This window comes from Polaromonas sp. AER18D-145 (assembly GCF_002379095.1).
Taxonomy (GTDB): domain Bacteria; phylum Pseudomonadota; class Gammaproteobacteria; order Burkholderiales; family Burkholderiaceae_C; genus Polaromonas.
Genome location: NZ_NBZV01000030.1, coordinates 24,923 through 38,746 on the forward strand (window position 1 = coordinate 24,923; position 13,824 = coordinate 38,746).

The 13,824-nt window shown below is 64.6% G+C and carries 11 protein-coding genes and 2 pseudogenes; 7 read left to right on the forward strand and 6 right to left on the reverse strand.

The window, feature by feature from the left end; genetic code table 11:
• Positions 1-4: 4 nt before the first annotated feature.
• Positions 5-481: a peptidylprolyl isomerase gene (locus tag B7G52_RS15105; protein ID WP_096670716.1), complete on the reverse strand. Its 477-nt coding sequence runs from the start codon at positions 479-481 to the stop codon at positions 5-7.
• Between the two features lie 215 nt (positions 482-696).
• Positions 697-1,599 carry a LysR family transcriptional regulator ArgP gene (locus B7G52_RS15110; protein ID WP_096698380.1) on the reverse strand — a complete coding sequence of 301 codons (903 nt, stop codon included), beginning with the start codon at positions 1,597-1,599 and terminating at the stop codon, positions 697-699.
• 82 nt (positions 1,600-1,681) lie between these two features.
• Here B7G52_RS15110 and B7G52_RS15115 point away from each other — a divergent pair, with 82 nt between their 5' ends.
• From B7G52_RS15115 to queC, 5 genes are all read left to right on the forward strand, one after another.
• Positions 1,682-2,971, forward strand: coding sequence for a D-amino acid dehydrogenase (locus B7G52_RS15115; RefSeq protein WP_096698381.1), 1,290 nt, complete (start codon positions 1,682-1,684; stop codon positions 2,969-2,971).
• A gap of 313 nt (positions 2,972-3,284) precedes the next feature.
• A complete protein-coding gene (locus tag B7G52_RS15120; protein WP_096698382.1) occupies positions 3,285-4,520 on the forward strand; it encodes a sorbosone dehydrogenase family protein in 1,236 nt (411 codons plus the stop codon).
• A gap of 109 nt (positions 4,521-4,629) precedes the next feature.
• On the forward strand, positions 4,630-4,974 hold the full coding sequence (locus B7G52_RS15125; RefSeq protein WP_205853069.1) for a cytochrome c: 345 nt from the start codon (positions 4,630-4,632) through the stop codon (positions 4,972-4,974).
• Between the two features lie 106 nt (positions 4,975-5,080).
• A complete protein-coding gene (locus B7G52_RS15130) occupies positions 5,081-7,228 on the forward strand; it encodes a TonB-dependent receptor (RefSeq protein ID WP_096698384.1) in 2,148 nt (715 codons plus the stop codon).
• A gap of 165 nt (positions 7,229-7,393) precedes the next feature.
• On the forward strand, positions 7,394-8,116 hold the full coding sequence (gene queC / locus B7G52_RS15135) for a 7-cyano-7-deazaguanine synthase QueC (protein ID WP_096698385.1): 723 nt from the start codon (positions 7,394-7,396) through the stop codon (positions 8,114-8,116).
• A gap of 70 nt (positions 8,117-8,186) precedes the next feature.
• On the opposite strand, the gene B7G52_RS15140 is transcribed toward queC, so the two are convergent.
• Positions 8,187-10,001, reverse strand: coding sequence for an ABC transporter ATP-binding protein/permease (locus tag B7G52_RS15140; protein ID WP_096698407.1), 1,815 nt, complete (start codon positions 9,999-10,001; stop codon positions 8,187-8,189).
• Positions 10,002-10,099: 98 nt separating this feature from the next.
• Between B7G52_RS15140 and B7G52_RS15145 the strand changes: the two are divergent.
• Both B7G52_RS15145 and B7G52_RS15150 read left to right on the forward strand, forming a co-directional pair.
• Positions 10,100-10,529, forward strand: a pseudogene (locus B7G52_RS15145) (enoyl-CoA hydratase-related protein); the annotation flags it as partial.
• A 273-nt stretch (positions 10,530-10,802) separates the two neighbouring features.
• A pseudogene (locus tag B7G52_RS15150) lies at positions 10,803-11,183 on the forward strand (enoyl-CoA hydratase-related protein); the annotation flags it as partial.
• Between the two features lie 137 nt (positions 11,184-11,320).
• On the opposite strand, the gene B7G52_RS15155 reads toward B7G52_RS15150, so the two are convergent.
• The 3 genes from B7G52_RS15155 to B7G52_RS15165 all read right to left on the reverse strand — a co-directional run bounded on the left by B7G52_RS15155 (position 11,321) and on the right by B7G52_RS15165 (position 13,816).
• Complete coding sequence (locus B7G52_RS15155; protein WP_096698386.1) at positions 11,321-12,289, reverse strand: 5'-nucleotidase; 969 nt, start codon at positions 12,287-12,289, stop codon at positions 11,321-11,323.
• A gap of 13 nt (positions 12,290-12,302) precedes the next feature.
• Entirely contained in the window at positions 12,303-12,869 is a 567-nt protein-coding gene (locus tag B7G52_RS15160; RefSeq protein WP_096698387.1) for a histidine phosphatase family protein, read from the reverse strand.
• A gap of 98 nt (positions 12,870-12,967) precedes the next feature.
• On the reverse strand, positions 12,968-13,816 hold the full coding sequence (locus B7G52_RS15165) for an adenosylcobinamide-GDP ribazoletransferase (protein WP_096698388.1): 849 nt from the start codon (positions 13,814-13,816) through the stop codon (positions 12,968-12,970).
• Positions 13,817-13,824 lie beyond the last annotated feature (8 nt).

Below are 13,824 nucleotides of genomic sequence, written 5' to 3' on the forward strand. Positions count from 1 at the left end.
CAGTTCAGTGATGGTGCCCGTGTTCGCCATGCACATGGCGATGCGCAATTTCCTCGTCGCTGGCCTTGCGCACATCGGTGACCGTCAGGCTGAAACGCAGGGCCTTGCCGGCCAGCGGGTGGTTGCCGTCCATCATGACGGTGTCGCCCTTGATTTTTGTCACGGTAAAGGCATGCGTCTTGCCATCGTTGTCCCGGCCTTCGAGTTGGCCGCCGACTTTCACGCCGGGCGGGAACTGGCTTTTTGGAATGGTCCGCAGCAGCGCTTCATCACGCAGGCCAAAGGCGTCTTCGGGTTGCAGTTCCAGCGTGGTCTGGTAGCCGCGCGTTTTTCCTTCCAGTGCTTCCTCGATCTTGGGCAAGGTGTTGCCATAACCTCCGTGCAGGTAAACCATGGGCTCCTTGCTTTCTTCAATCAGCTTGCCCCCGATTTCGGAGACCTTGAAGCGCAGGGTCACGGCGGTGTCTTTTTCGATGTTCATGGCGGGTCTTGGTGGAATGACAAACCGCCATTTTCGCGCAAAGACGGCCGAGCTCAGAGGCTGAGAGTTTTTTGGTCGTGCCCGAGTGGCGCGTCAAAACGTGCCCAATCGAGGCGAAAAGCACAGCCATAGCTCGGGCTATGGCGCGCATTTGCAACGACGAGTGGGTGCGTTTTGGCGTGATAAACGGGTATGAATAAAGGACTCTCAGCCTCTCAGTGCAGCAGCTTGTCGGCTTCGGAGGTCAGGGCGGCGGAAATCGAGTCCAGCACGGCCGATTCCAGGTTCCAGCAGTGCCAGAACAGCTGCACCGGCAGCGTGTGCTGGGGCGCGACATTGACCAGCTCGCCGTCGTCGATCAAGCCGCGCACCAGCAGTTCCGGCAACACGCTGACCCCCCATCCAGCCAGGGCGGCGCGCAGCTGCCCCTCGGAGCTGGGAACAAACAACTGGCTCAGCGAGACCCGCTTGAGGCCGACGGCCCGGGCGACAAACTCGCTTTGCATGTCGTCCTTGCGGTTAAACGCCACGTAGGTGAGGGCGCGAAAATTCGACGCGTCCAGTCCGCCGGGCAGATGCTGTTTCGCATAACCAGGCTCGGCCACGGCGATGTAGTTCATGGCACCGAGCTGGGCCACCTTGCAGCCGCGCAGCGCCTGCTTCAGGGTGGTAACGCAGCCCAGCACATGGCCCTGGCGCAGCCAGTCGTGCGTGAAGTCCTGGTCGTCGACGATGATCTCGACGGGCAGGCCCTGTCTGACCAGGCCGGTCAGGGCGTCCAGCGCCCAGCTTGCAATGCTGTCCGCATTGACCGCAATCGAGATGCGTTCTTCCTCGCGCACGCCGCCCGACAAGCCCGGCGCCAGCTCCTTGAGGTCGCGTTCCAGGTCGGCGCGTATCAGGCGCAGCTGCCGCGTGTGTTTGAGCAGCAGCTTGCCGGCCGAGGTGGCCTTCAGTGGCCGGCTGCGCACGATCAGGATGGCGCCGACCTGGCCCTCCAGCACCCGCAGGCGCTGCGAGATGGCCGATTGCGTGACGTTCAGGCGCTGGGCGGCACGCTCAAAACCGCCTTCTTCAACAATGGCGGCCAGGCATTCGAGGGCAAGGGGATCGTACATAGGCGTATTAGCCTTCCTAATGATTTGCCAAAGAGTTTAACGAGGCTGTTAATTTGCGGCAAGCTGATCCAGACTAGCGCCCATGAAAATTATTGTCATGGGCGCGGGAATCATCGGTGTCAGCACGGCCTGGCATCTGGCCCAGCGCGGGCACGAGGTCACGGTGGTCGACCGCCAGAGCGGCGCTGCCATGGAAACCAGCTTTGCCAATGCCGCGCAGATCTCCGTCAGCTACTGCGAGCCCTGGGCCAACCCGGAGGCGCCGGCCAAGCTGCTGAAATGGATGTTTCGCAAGGACGCGCCGCTGTTGTTCCGGCCCCGGCTGGACTGGCGCCAGTGGCGCTGGGGCCTGCAGTTTTTAAGCCAGTGCACTGACGCGGCCTTTCGCCGCAATGTCGAGCAGATCGTGGCGCTGGGCGCCTACAGCCATGTGGCGCTCAAGGACATCGTGCAGGGCACCGGCATTGTCTACAACCGGCTGGAGCGCGGCATCGCGCATTACTACACCGACCAGAAATCGTTCGACGCGGCAGCGCAGGCCGCCGCGCTGATGCGGGGTTTTGGCGTGGACCGCCAGGTGATCAGCCCAAGCGAGCTGTTTGCCATCGAACCGGCCTACCGCTCGTTTGCCGATCACATCGTGGGCGCCACCTACACCGCCAGCGACGAAAGCGGTGACGCGCGGGTGTTCACCCAGGAGCTGGCGTGTCGGTGCGCAGCGGCCGGCGTGCAGTTTGTCTACGAACATGACATCGTGCGGCTGGAGAAAACCGGCGGCGAGATCAGCGCGGTCAAGCTCCGGAAGCGCAGCACCGGCGAGTTGCTGTCGTGGCGTGCCGACGCCTTCGTGGTGGCCTGCGGTTCCTGGTCGGCCCCCTTGCTGCGCACGGCCGGTGTGGACCTGTCCATTTATCCGGGCAAGGGCTACAGCGCCACCTTCAAGCTGCTCAAGCCCGAGCTCGCGCCCTGGGTCAGCACCATCGATGACGAGGTCAAGTGCGCGATCAGCCGTCTGGGGGACACCCTGCGTGTCGCCGGCACCATCGAGGTGGCGGGTTACGGTCTGTCGCTGGACACCCCGCTGGCCAGGGCGCGTTGCCAGATGCTGGCCGACCGCATCGAGCAGGTGCTGCCCGGCGTGTGCGACACCCGCAATGAAGCGCAGGGCGGCCAGCCCAACTTCTGGGCAGGCCTGCGCCCCGCGACGCCAACCAACATTCCCTGCATCGGCAGGACAAAGGTAGGCAAGCTCTGGGTGAACGCCGGCCACGGAACGCTGGGCTGGACCCACGGCGCCGGGTCGGGCAAGGCCATCGCCGAGCTCATTGACGGAGAGCGTCCCCGGCTGCGCTTTGGGTTCTTGGGGAATTGATAAGCCTCCCGCCTTGCGAGGGAAGGCAGGCAGGCGTGGCGTCACGCAGGTGAACGGGCGTTTGGGTGCAAGCGTGTCGGCTGCGTCAGAGAAATTGATAATTAGTCTCATTTTGAAACACTGAACTAGGGTTAATGCTTAGGCGAAATTGCAAAACGCGCGCGCACCTGCTTGCCAAAAAAACACGGCCCCAATAGCATCTTCGTGAGCATTGCGCGGGCGAATGTTCGTCTGCGACAACTCAGTGCTTGTTTACTTCGAGGAGACTGTTGTGCGCACAAAAATAAGACACGTGTTACTTGCGATCACCGGGATGGGCGTGGCTGGTCTTGCCGCGGCACAAGTCGCGCCGCCTGCCAATATCGACAAACTCAAGCAGATGAAGGTCGCCACGACGGACTTGAATATTCCAGTCGTACCGCAAACCGGTCCCAACGCGGAGGCGATCAAGGAAAACCTCAAGCGCGTCAAGTTGCCGCCCGGGTTCAAGATTGCACTTTATGCCATCGTGCCGGACGCCCGACATATGGCGGTGGCACCATCCACCAACATGCTCTTCGTGGGCACGCGCAAAACCACCGTCTGGGCCGTGACCAACCGCAACAGCGGTGAAACGGCCACCGAGGTGAAGTCCTTCGCACCCTCGCTCAAGTTCATCAACCCGAATGGCGTCTGCTGGACCAAAGACGGTTTTCTTGTTGTCGCGGAACATAACCGTGTGCTCAATTTTCCTGCCGCCGAGTTTTTCTATGAGGGCCCGGACGTGGCGGTCATCGAAGTGGTGGGGCAGGGCAAGCTGATTCCACCTGAAGAAGAAAGCTACAACCACGGCGCCCGTACCTGCCGCGTCGGCAAGGACGGCATGCTCTACATCACCCTGGGCCAGCCGCACAACGTGCAGCCACGCGACAAGCTCAAGCTGTACAACGATGCCGGCATTGGTGGCATCGTGCGCATGAATGCGTTCGACGGCAGCAAGCGTGAGGTCTATGCGCGTGGCATCCGCAATTCCGTGGGCATGGAGTTCAATCCGAAAAACAACGACCTGTGGTTCACCGACAACCAGACCGACGGCATGGGCGACCTGATTCCCGCCGGTGAAATCAACCGCGCGACCAAGGCCGGCCAGTTCTTCGGTTACCCCTGGATCCAGGGCAAGACCCGCATTACCGAGCATGGTTACGACAAGGACCCGCTGCCGGCCAACATCACCCATCCCGAAGTGATGACTGACGCGCACGCCGCCGACCTGGGCCTGGTGTTCTACACCGGCAAGAAATTCCCGGCCAAGTACCAGGGCGGCATCTTCTCGGCCCAGCATGGCTCATGGAACCGCACCGATCCGATCGGCGCGCGCATCATGTTCACCAGCCTGAAAGCCGATGGTTCCGCCGACAAGACCGAGGTGTTCGCCGATGGCTGGCTCGACCCTGAAACCCGCCAGTACCGCGGCCGTCCGGTCGATGTGGCCAACCTGCCGGATGGCTCCATCCTGGTGTCGGACGACTTCGCCGGTGCGCTCTATCGCATCAGCTACACGGGCCAGTAAGCGCCGTTCAACGCCGCATCCTGCGTGACGCTCGCGGGGTGCGGCCCTGTCTTCACATGCAGCCGGCCCGGGCGGGTGCGCGGGGCAGCTGCTTTTTCTGGAAATTTTCATGAACAGTCCTCAGACATCCTCCTCGATGGTTGTGGCGCTGCTGTTGCTCGGCCTGGCGCTGTTGTCGGCCGGGCAAGCGCAGGCGCGTGATCCCGTGGCAGGAAAAATACGCGCCGGCATGTGTGCCACCTGCCATGGGCCGCTGGGGCTCAGCCAGATGCCCAATGCGCCTAATCTGGCGGGGCAGCCCGCCATCTATCTGGTGGAGCAACTCAAAAACTACCGCAGCGGCAAACGCCAGAACGAGGTGATGAGCGTGATCGCCAAGCCCCTGACAGACCAGGAGATCGACGACCTGGCGGCCTGGTACGAATCGATCCAGATTTCGGTGACAGTGAAGTAATCTGTCGTCAATAACCCTTCATCCCGGGCAAGCCGGTTCTTGCACCCTTGGCATCTGCTTGCCTCCATTTGTCATCGGCCTTGGACCATGGCATAGAAAGAAAAAAATGAATTCGCGCCGTTCTCGCCGTTCCCGTCGCATTGCTTCCCCTGGCCTCGCTACCGCCCTGGTGGTGGCGTGCGCGCTGCATTCCCCGGCCAGCGCCCAGACGCTGGCACCCATCAGCGTCACTGCCACCCGCACCGAGCTGCCGCCTTTTGACGTGCCCGCCTCGGTCGATGTGGTCGATGGCGAACGCATTCGCGGCGATGGGCGTGCCCAGGTCAACCTCTCGGAGAGCCTGGCCATGGTGCCCGGCCTGCTGGCGCGCGACCGGCAGAACCAGGCGCAGGACCTGCAACTGTCGGTGCGCGGGTTTGGCGCGCGTTCCACCTTCGGCGTGCGCGGCGTGCGCCTGTATGTGGACGGCATTCCCGCGACCATGCCCGATGGCCAGGGCCAGCTCTCGCACATTGACCTGGCGTCGGTTGGTCGCATCGAGGTGCTGCGTGGGCCTTTTTCGGTGTTGTACGGCAACTCGTCGGGGGGTGTCATGCAGGTCTTCACCGAAGAAGGCCAGGGCAGCCCGGTGGTGAGCAGCAGCGCGGCGACGGGCTCCCATGGCCTCAGGCGTTTCGACATCAAGGCCAGCGGTGCCGCCGGCGCCCTGGGGTATGTGCTGAGCGCCGGGCGCCTGAGCACCGATGGTTATCGTGCGCACAGCGCCGCCGAACGCGAGGGGGCCAACCTGCGGCTGGACTGGGCGCTGGACAGCGATCGCAAGCTGACCCTGCTGGCCAATACCGTGTCGGTGGAGGCGCAGGATCCGCTGGGCCTGAGCCGCGCGCAGTTCGATGTCGCGCCGCGCAGTGCCGATGCCTCGGCGACCACTTTCAACACCCGCAAGACCGTGCGCCAGAGCCAGCTCGGCGCGGTGTACGAGCATCGGGTCAATGCCGACAACCAGCTGCGGCTGATGATGTATGGCGGCGAGCGCGCCACCACGCAGTTCCAGGCCATTCCGACGGGGCCTCAAAACAACCCCTTACACCCCGGCGGCGTGATCGGGCTGGACCGTAACTACGGCGGTCTCGATGCGCGCTGGATCACACGCACGACGTTGGCGCAGCGACCGCTGGAGATTGTCGGCGGCCTGGCTTATGACACGATGAACGAAACGCGGCGCGGCTGGCAGAATTTTCAGGGCGCCACGCTGGGCGTGCAGGGCGCCTTGCGGCGCGAGGAAGACAACCGCGTGACCAGCCTCGACCCCTATGTTCAGGCGACCTGGAAGCCGGACGCGCGCTGGACCGTGAACGCCGGGGTGCGCCACAGCCTGGTGCGCTTCAGTTCCGCGGACCGCTACATCGTCGGGACCAATCGCGACGACAGCGGCAGCGTGCGCTACAGCGCCACCCTGCCGGCCGCCGGCGTGACCTTTGCGCCGTCGGAACAGTGGCGGGTGTACGCGGCGGCGGGGCGTGGTTTTGAAACGCCGACCTTCAACGAGCTGGCTTACCGGCCGGTCGGCACCGGGCTGAACTTTGCGCTGCGCCCGTCACGCAGCGACAACCTCGAGGCGGGCGTCAAATGGCGCAGTGTCGCCGGTACCCTGCCCCGCCTCGAATCCACGCTGGCGGTTTTTCACACCGCGACCCGGGACGAAATTGTCACGCAGAGCAACGTCGGCGGACGCAGCACCTTCCAGAACGCCGGTGCCACGCGCCGCCGCGGGCTGGAGCTGGCAGGCAGCATCGCGCCGGCACGCCACTGGCTGGCGCAGCTGTCCTACACGCTGCTCGATGCCCGCTACCGTGACGCTTCCTCCTGCGTGGTCAATGTCAACCTCTGTCCTGCCGGTGTGGTGCCGGCCGGCAACCGCATTCCGGGTACGGCGCGCAATGCCCTGGCTGGCGAGATTGGCTGGCGGCCACCGACCGGCTGGCGCGCCGGACTGGATGCGCGTTACCTGAGCAGCGTTGCCGTGAACGATGTCAACAGCGACGCGGCGGCATCCTTCGTCACGCTGGGCGCCCATGTCGGTTACGTCGCCGAGGTCAACCGCTGGAGCCTGGCCGCGACTGCCCGCATTGACAACCTGACCGACCGCAAATACGCCGGCTCGGTCATCGTCAACGAAGGCAATGGCCGCTATTTCGAGCCGGCCGCCGGCCGCAACCATGTGTTGAGCGTGTCCGCCAGTTACCGCTTCTAATGATCTTTCCCAATCACACGTCAGTGAATTGGGCCGCTTTCACCCTCGCCCTCCGGCAGAGGGCCGGGGTGAGGGATTGAGCGTTCGAAGGGTATGAATTTTGAGGCGCTCAATAAGCGCGGGGCACAATAGCCGCTCCCGCACAACGCCCTGACTGTTTTTCCCATGCACACCACCGCCCTCGTCCTGTTCTCCGGTGGGCAGGACTCCACCACCTGCCTGGCCCAGGCGTTTTCCAAATATGAACGTGTGGAAACCGTGGGTTTCGACTACGGCCAGCGCCACAGCGTCGAGCTGCAGGCGCGCCTGGTGGTGCTGCGCGAGATCCGGTCGCAGTTTCCGCAGTGGGCGCACAAGCTCGGGCAAGACCACCTGCTGGACCTCGCCGTGCTGGGCCAGGTCAGCGAAACCTCACTCACGCGCGACACGGCGTTCAAGATGGAGAGTTCGGGCCTGCCCAACACCTTTGTGCCCGGGCGCAACCTGCTGTTCCTGACCCTGGCGGCGGCGCTGGCCTACCGGCGCGACCTGCAGGTGCTGGTCACCGGGGTCTGCGAGACCGATTTTTCAGGCTACCCCGACTGCCGCGACGACACCATGAAAGCCATGCAGCTCGCCTTGTCGCTGGGCATGGACAAACGTTTCCTGATCGAAACGCCGCTGATGTGGATAGACAAGGCGGCGACCTGGTCGCTGGCCGAGGCGCTGGGCGGCCAGGCGCTGGTTCAACTCATCATCGAACACACCCACACCTGCTACCTCGGTGACCGCACGCACCGCCAGGCCTGGGGCTATGGCTGCGGCCAGTGCCCGGCCTGCGAGCTGCGCTTGCGCGGTTATGCGGCCTATGCGGCCGGGTTGCCGACAACACCACCCCGTTCGCCCTGAGCCTGTCGAAGGGCCCTTCGTCAAGCTCAGGACAGGCCAAGCTCAGGGCGAACGGAGAAAAAAACCATGCTCAGGCGCGGGTCTCCGTCAGCCGGTATAGCGCCGGTGCGCCTTCAGGCAGTTTTTCAAGCTCCCAGCGCTTGCCGTGAAACGCTGCGACCGTGGGTCGATGTGCTATTGAAACAATAGCGCCTCCCGCTTGTCGGGTCTGGGCCAGCAGCCGTTCGTACAGTATTTTTTCGGCGTCCTCGTCGAGTGCGCTGGTCGCTTCGTCGGCAAACAGCCAGGCCGGTTTTTTCAGCAGCACGCGGGCAATCGCCAGGCGCTGCTGCTCCCCTCCCGAGAGTTTCTGGCTCCAGGCGTCTTCGTCATCGAGGCGCTGCGTCAGTTTGGGCAGCAGGGCGTCTTCCAGCGCCTGCCGCAGTTGTGCATCGCTGTAGCTGGCGGCCGGTTGCGGGTAGGCCAGCGCATCGCGCAGGCTGCCGTTCGGAAAGTAGGGGCGCTGCGGAATGAACATGGTGTTGGCCGGCAGCACGGTGCGGCCGCGGCTGAAGGGCCAGATGCCGGCCAGCGCGCGAAACAGCGTCGATTTGCCGCTGCCCGACGGGCCCTTGATCAACACGTTCTCGCCCGCTTCGGCATGCAGCGAGACGCCTTCCAGCAGCACCGCCCCGGTGGGCAACGCCAGTGTCAGGTCCTGCGTGTCCAGGCTGGTGGCAGATTCGCTGGTTGCTACTGAATTCATAGCTGTCTGCGCTTGTCGTGCCTGGGCCAGAGCCGTAAAACTCTCTTCAAAACTGGTCAGCCGGTCGGTCGTGGCGCGCCAGGCGGCCAGGCTGCTGTAGTTGTCGACAAACCAGCTCAGCGAGTCCTGCACGCGGCCGAAAGCCGACGAGATCTGCATCAGCTGGCCGAGCTGGATGGCGCCGCTGAAAAAGCGCGGGGCGGCCACGACAAAGGGGAACACCACGGCGGCCTGGCCAAAGAAGTTGGTGAACCAGATCAGGTTTTTCTGCTTCTTGATCAGGGTCAGGTAGTTGCCCAGCACGGTGGAAAAGCGGCTTTCCAGGTGCACGCGTTCGACCGCCTCGCCCTTGTCGAGCGCAATCGATTCGCTGTACTCGCGCACCCGCACGAGGTGGTGGCGGAAGTCGGCCTCGTAACGCTGCTGCAGGAAATTGAGTCGGATCTGCGGCCGGCCGATGTAGTGCGTGATGATGCTGCCGGCCGCGCAGTACAACACCGCCATCCAGACCATGAAGCCGGGAATGTTGAAGCTGGTGCCGCCCAGCGTGAAGCCAAACGGCCCCGACAGGCTCCACAGGATGCCGACAAAACTCAGCAGCGTCACCACGGCGTTGAGCAGGCCCATGCTCAGGGAGATGGTGTAGGTGGTGAACAGGTTGAGGTCTTCCTGGATGCGCTGGTCGGGGTTGTCCGGCGCGGCCGTGCCGTTGGTGCCATGGTTCGCATAACGGGCCAGCTCCATGCGGTAGAAGGCGTGGTTGGCCAGCCAGCGCTGCAGGTAGTGGGCCGTCATCCAGGCGCGCCAGCGGATCTCCAGCAACTGCGTCAGGTAAAAGCGGTAGACCGCGATGATGATGAAGGCAAAGGCCAGGTAGGTGAAGCGCCCGAGCTGCTCCCAGAACACCGGCTGGTTCTTGTCCTGCAGCGCGTCGTAAAACACCCGGTTCCATTCATTGATCAGCACCAGCATGTAGACCGCGCCGAGGTTGAGCAGCACGATGGCGACCAGCAGCCCGCGCGCCTTCCATTTGTCGTCGGACTCGAAGTAGGGCCGTGTCAGCGCCCAGGCCTTGCGGCAGAAGTCCTTGAAGGCGGCGTACTTGCCGTACACGGTGGGGACCAGGGGCGTCAGGGGCATGAGGGTCATCCTTGGAGGCGGAAATGAGAGCCAGTGTAGTGCCGCGACCTGTCGCGCGAGTGCATGGCCGCGACGCGGGAATTCGCTAGGATGGCAGGATGAACACCTCCACGTCCCCTTCCCCCGAAGGCAGCATCGACTGCACCGTGCGCGGCCCCCTGCTGCTGATCGCCATCAACCGCCCGGCCAAGCGCAACGGCTTCACGCCGAAGATGTTCCGCGAGCTGGGCCAGGCTTACACGCGCCTCGATGACGACCCTGCCTTGCGTGTGGGCGTGCTGCACGCGCTGGGCGACCACTTCACCGCCGGGCTGGACCTGCCGACGATGGCGCCGCTGATGCAGCGCGGGGAGAAAGCCGTTCCCTTGGGGTTGGTTGATCCCTTGGATCTGGGCATGGAGGGTTACCGGCGCCGCAGCAAACCCATGATGGTGGCGGTGCAGGGCATCACCTACACCCTGGGCATCGAGCTGATGCTGGCGGCCGACATCGTGGTGGCCGCCGACGACTGCCGGTTTTCGCAGCCAGGGGTGCCCTGCCCAACTCGCGCCGTGCGCGGCGGGGCTTTTGCGGGATGAGCCGCGAGGCGCAAAACCCAAGGCAAGGCTGTACGCCTTGCCTGGTTTTGCAACGCTGCGGATCGCCCGCAAAACCACGCCCCTTCGGGTTCGGCCCAAAACGGGCGCTTTGCCCACCAAACCCCTTGCGTGTGCTTCAGCACACGCTGCATGGTGTTGGCGAGCAAATCATCCCGTTTTGGACCCGAACGCGCATGGCGGGAGTTGGGCAGGGCACCCCTAGGTCAAGCGCGGCATCATGGCCACCGGCGGCGCCACGCTGCGCATGGCCGAACGCGCCGGCCTGGGCAATGCGTTGCTGCACCTGCTGACCGGCGACGAGTTCGGCAGCGCGGAGGCCCTGCGGCTGAACTTTGTGCAGAAGGTGGTGCCCGCCGGGCAGGCGCTGGACGAGGCCCTGCGGATTGCCGACGCCATTGCCGCCCAGGCGCCGCTGGCGGTGGTGGCCACGCGAAAAAATGCACTCAAGGCGGTGGAACACGGCCCGGTGCTGGCCATGCAGGACTTCATCGCGGTGCAGCAAGGCCTGTCGCGCAGTGAAGACGCGGCGGAGGGGGTGCGTTCGTTTGTTGAAAAACGCGCGGCGAAGTTTCAGGGGCGTTAAGTTCCATACCTCATGACCGCCACCTGTTGCCGTTCGCCCTGAGCTTGTCGAAGGGAAACAGGCTTCGACCCTTCGACAAGCTCAGGACAGGCCAAGCTCAGCCCGAACGGTGTTGACGAGAAGCCGCGGTTGATGTCCTACGACAACTGATTCGACACGCCGCTGACCACATGGCCGGATGGCACATGTTGCGAGGCCGAATCAACATGGCCGGTCTGGTCGTCGAAGAAGAAGTCGGGCTCGAACTCGCGCAGGAATTCCCCCTTGGCCAGGCCGCCGAGAAACATGGCTTCATCGACCTCGATGTTCCAGTCCATCAGCGTGCGGATCGCTCGCTCGTGCGCCGGCGCGCTGCGCGCGGTGACCAGCGCCGTACGTATGCGCATGCGCGAGGTGCCGACCTGCTGCAGGCGGTGCAGCGCTTCGAGCAGCGGCTTGAAAGGGCCAGCAAGCAGCGGCTGGGTGGCCTTGTCGCGTTCATGCGCCTGGAAGGCCGACAGGCCCTGCGACTGGAACACGCGTTCGGCCTCGTCGGAAAAAATCACCGCGTCGCCGTCAAACGCGATGCGCACTTCATGGGGGTGCTGGTCGCTGGCGTGGGCCGACTGCGGATAGACCTGCGCGGCAGGCACGCCGGCCGCCAGCGCCTCGCGCACATCGCTGAGGTGGGTCGACAAAAACAGGTTGGCATGCAGGGGTTTCAAGTAGCGCCACGGTGGCTCCCCGCGGTTGAAGGTGCCGCGCTGGATGGCCAGGCCGTAGTGCTGGGCCGAGCGGAACACCCGCATGCCCGAGACCGGGTCGTTGCGCGAGAGGATCACGACCTCGACGCGCTGGGCCAGCTTGGCCGAAGGGGATGCGTCGTCCAGGCTGTCGGGCGCATCGTTGAAAGCCAGCAGCTTTTTGACCAGCGAAAAGGCTACGCCGGGTTTGGCCGGCACGTCGAGCCGGTCCAGCTGCAGCTGCATGTAGGCGGCATCGCGCTTGGTGCCGGGCGCGGGCGGCTGGCCCAAGCCGTCCTCGAACACCCGGTTTTCTTCCTCGAAATCAAACAGTGCGCGCGATGAAATCGCCACCACCAGTTGTCCGTCCAGAGTTGCTGCCATGGGGTTTACCTGTTTACTGCGGGGGTGGAATCAACGATAGCTCAAGTGTGCGCCATTGTCCGCAGGCCACCCCCTCGGGCGGCCACTGGTCGGCACGCGTGACCTCGCGGATGCCGCCGGCCAGCAGCTGCGCGGCCCGGATGATGCCCGCGTGGGTGATCCAGACGGTGTTCGGCCCGGCCGGCAGTTCATCGAAAGCCTGGGCCACGCGCGCCATCACGGCGCGCACGCTTTCGCCATGGCCGCCGACGGCGTGGCCGGCAAAGTCGGCTGTCCAGGCGTCGAACTCGCTGCGCGCGATGTCGCTCCAGCGCCGGCCTTCCCAGGCGCCGAAGTTCATCTCCTGCAGCCGGGTGTCGGTTTGAAGGGTTAAATCGGGTCGGAGCCCAAGCAAAGCCTGCGCAAGCTGCTCACATCTTTGTAGCGGTGAGGTGCTGATGCGGGCACCGGCGGGCAGCACCGCGGCCAGGGACGCGGCGCTGTGTTGCGTCGCCTCCCGGTCCGCCGCCACATTCAGCGCGCCGTAACAGGTGCCCGGCGCCAGCAGGACCTGCGCGTGGCGCACCAGCCAGAGGGTCATGCCGTTACACCGTTCGGGCTGAGCTTGGCCTGCCCTGAGCTTGTCGAAGGGCCCTTCGACAAGCTCAGGGCGAACGGGAAAAGTGCCTGCCAACCTGACTACAAGGCGACGGCCAGGCCGAGGTAAAAAGCGATCTCACAGACCTGCTGCGTGGCGCCCAGGCAGTCGCCGGTGAAGCCCTGCAGGCGGCGCGTGAACAGGCGGCCCATCCACAGCAGGGCGAGCACGGAGAAGCTGCACGCCACTATCAAAGTCATAGCAGGAAGCGCATAACTGGCAAGGGCCAGGGCCGAAAATGACCATATAAGCGCAACCCCCAGGCTGGTCAGCGTGATCTGGTCGGCCAGGGGTTTGGACTTGGAGCTGGCGGCGTCGCCGACATGCGGCAGCACGCGGATCAGAAGCAGCGGCAGGGTGCGTGAGACCACATGCGCGGTAAACAGGGCCGTGGCGACCAGCCAGCCATTCAGGGGCAGGTCGGCAGGCGCTTCCTCCACGCTGGACAGGGCGCTTTCGACCGAGCCGAGCAGGCCCAGCAGTGCCACCTTGCCCAGCAGCGCGAGCACCAGCGCCATCGCGCCAAAAGCGCCGACGCGCGAGTCCTTCATGATCTCCAGGGCGCGGTCCCGGTCGTGGCTGCCACCGAGCCCGTCCGTCACGTCGGCCAGCCCGTCTTCGTGAAAGCCGCCGGTCAGCAGCACCGTCGCCACCGTGGACAGGACGGCGGCCACCAGCGGCGCAAAGTCGGTGGCCGGCAGCAGCGCCATCAGCAGGCTGTATACACCGGCCGCCACGGCGCCGACCAGCCAGCCGATGCCGGGGAAGTGCGCGGCACTGGCGCGCAGCATGGCCGGGCTGTAGCCGGTCCACGCCGCCAGCGCGCCGGTCACCGGAATGCGGGTGAAAAACTGCACGGCGAGCAGGTAGTGGCGAATGAATTTCAGCATGCTTTCCC

Coding starts and splice junctions, on each gene's coding strand:
- B7G52_RS15115 (WP_096698381.1), top strand. CDS start 1,682: ATGAAAATTATTGTCATGGGCGCGGGAATCATCGGTGTCAGCACGGCC.
- B7G52_RS15140 (WP_096698407.1), bottom strand. CDS start 10,001: ATGCCCCTGACGCCCCTGGTCCCCACCGTGTACGGCAAGTACGCCGCC.
- B7G52_RS15165 (WP_096698388.1), bottom strand. CDS start 13,816: ATGCTGAAATTCATTCGCCACTACCTGCTCGCCGTGCAGTTTTTCACC.
- B7G52_RS15120 (WP_096698382.1), top strand. CDS start 3,285: ATGGGCGTGGCTGGTCTTGCCGCGGCACAAGTCGCGCCGCCTGCCAAT.
- B7G52_RS15110 (WP_096698380.1), bottom strand. CDS start 1,599: ATGTACGATCCCCTTGCCCTCGAATGCCTGGCCGCCATTGTTGAAGAA.
- B7G52_RS15105 (WP_096670716.1), bottom strand. CDS start 481: ATGAACATCGAAAAAGACACCGCCGTGACCCTGCGCTTCAAGGTCTCC.
- B7G52_RS15125 (WP_205853069.1), top strand. CDS start 4,630: ATGAACAGTCCTCAGACATCCTCCTCGATGGTTGTGGCGCTGCTGTTG.
- B7G52_RS15160 (WP_096698387.1), bottom strand. CDS start 12,869: ATGACCCTCTGGCTGGTGCGCCACGCGCAGGTCCTGCTGGCGCCGGGC.
- queC (WP_096698385.1), top strand. CDS start 7,394: ATGCACACCACCGCCCTCGTCCTGTTCTCCGGTGGGCAGGACTCCACC.
- B7G52_RS15130 (WP_096698384.1), top strand. CDS start 5,081: ATGAATTCGCGCCGTTCTCGCCGTTCCCGTCGCATTGCTTCCCCTGGC.
- B7G52_RS15155 (WP_096698386.1), bottom strand. CDS start 12,289: ATGGCAGCAACTCTGGACGGACAACTGGTGGTGGCGATTTCATCGCGC.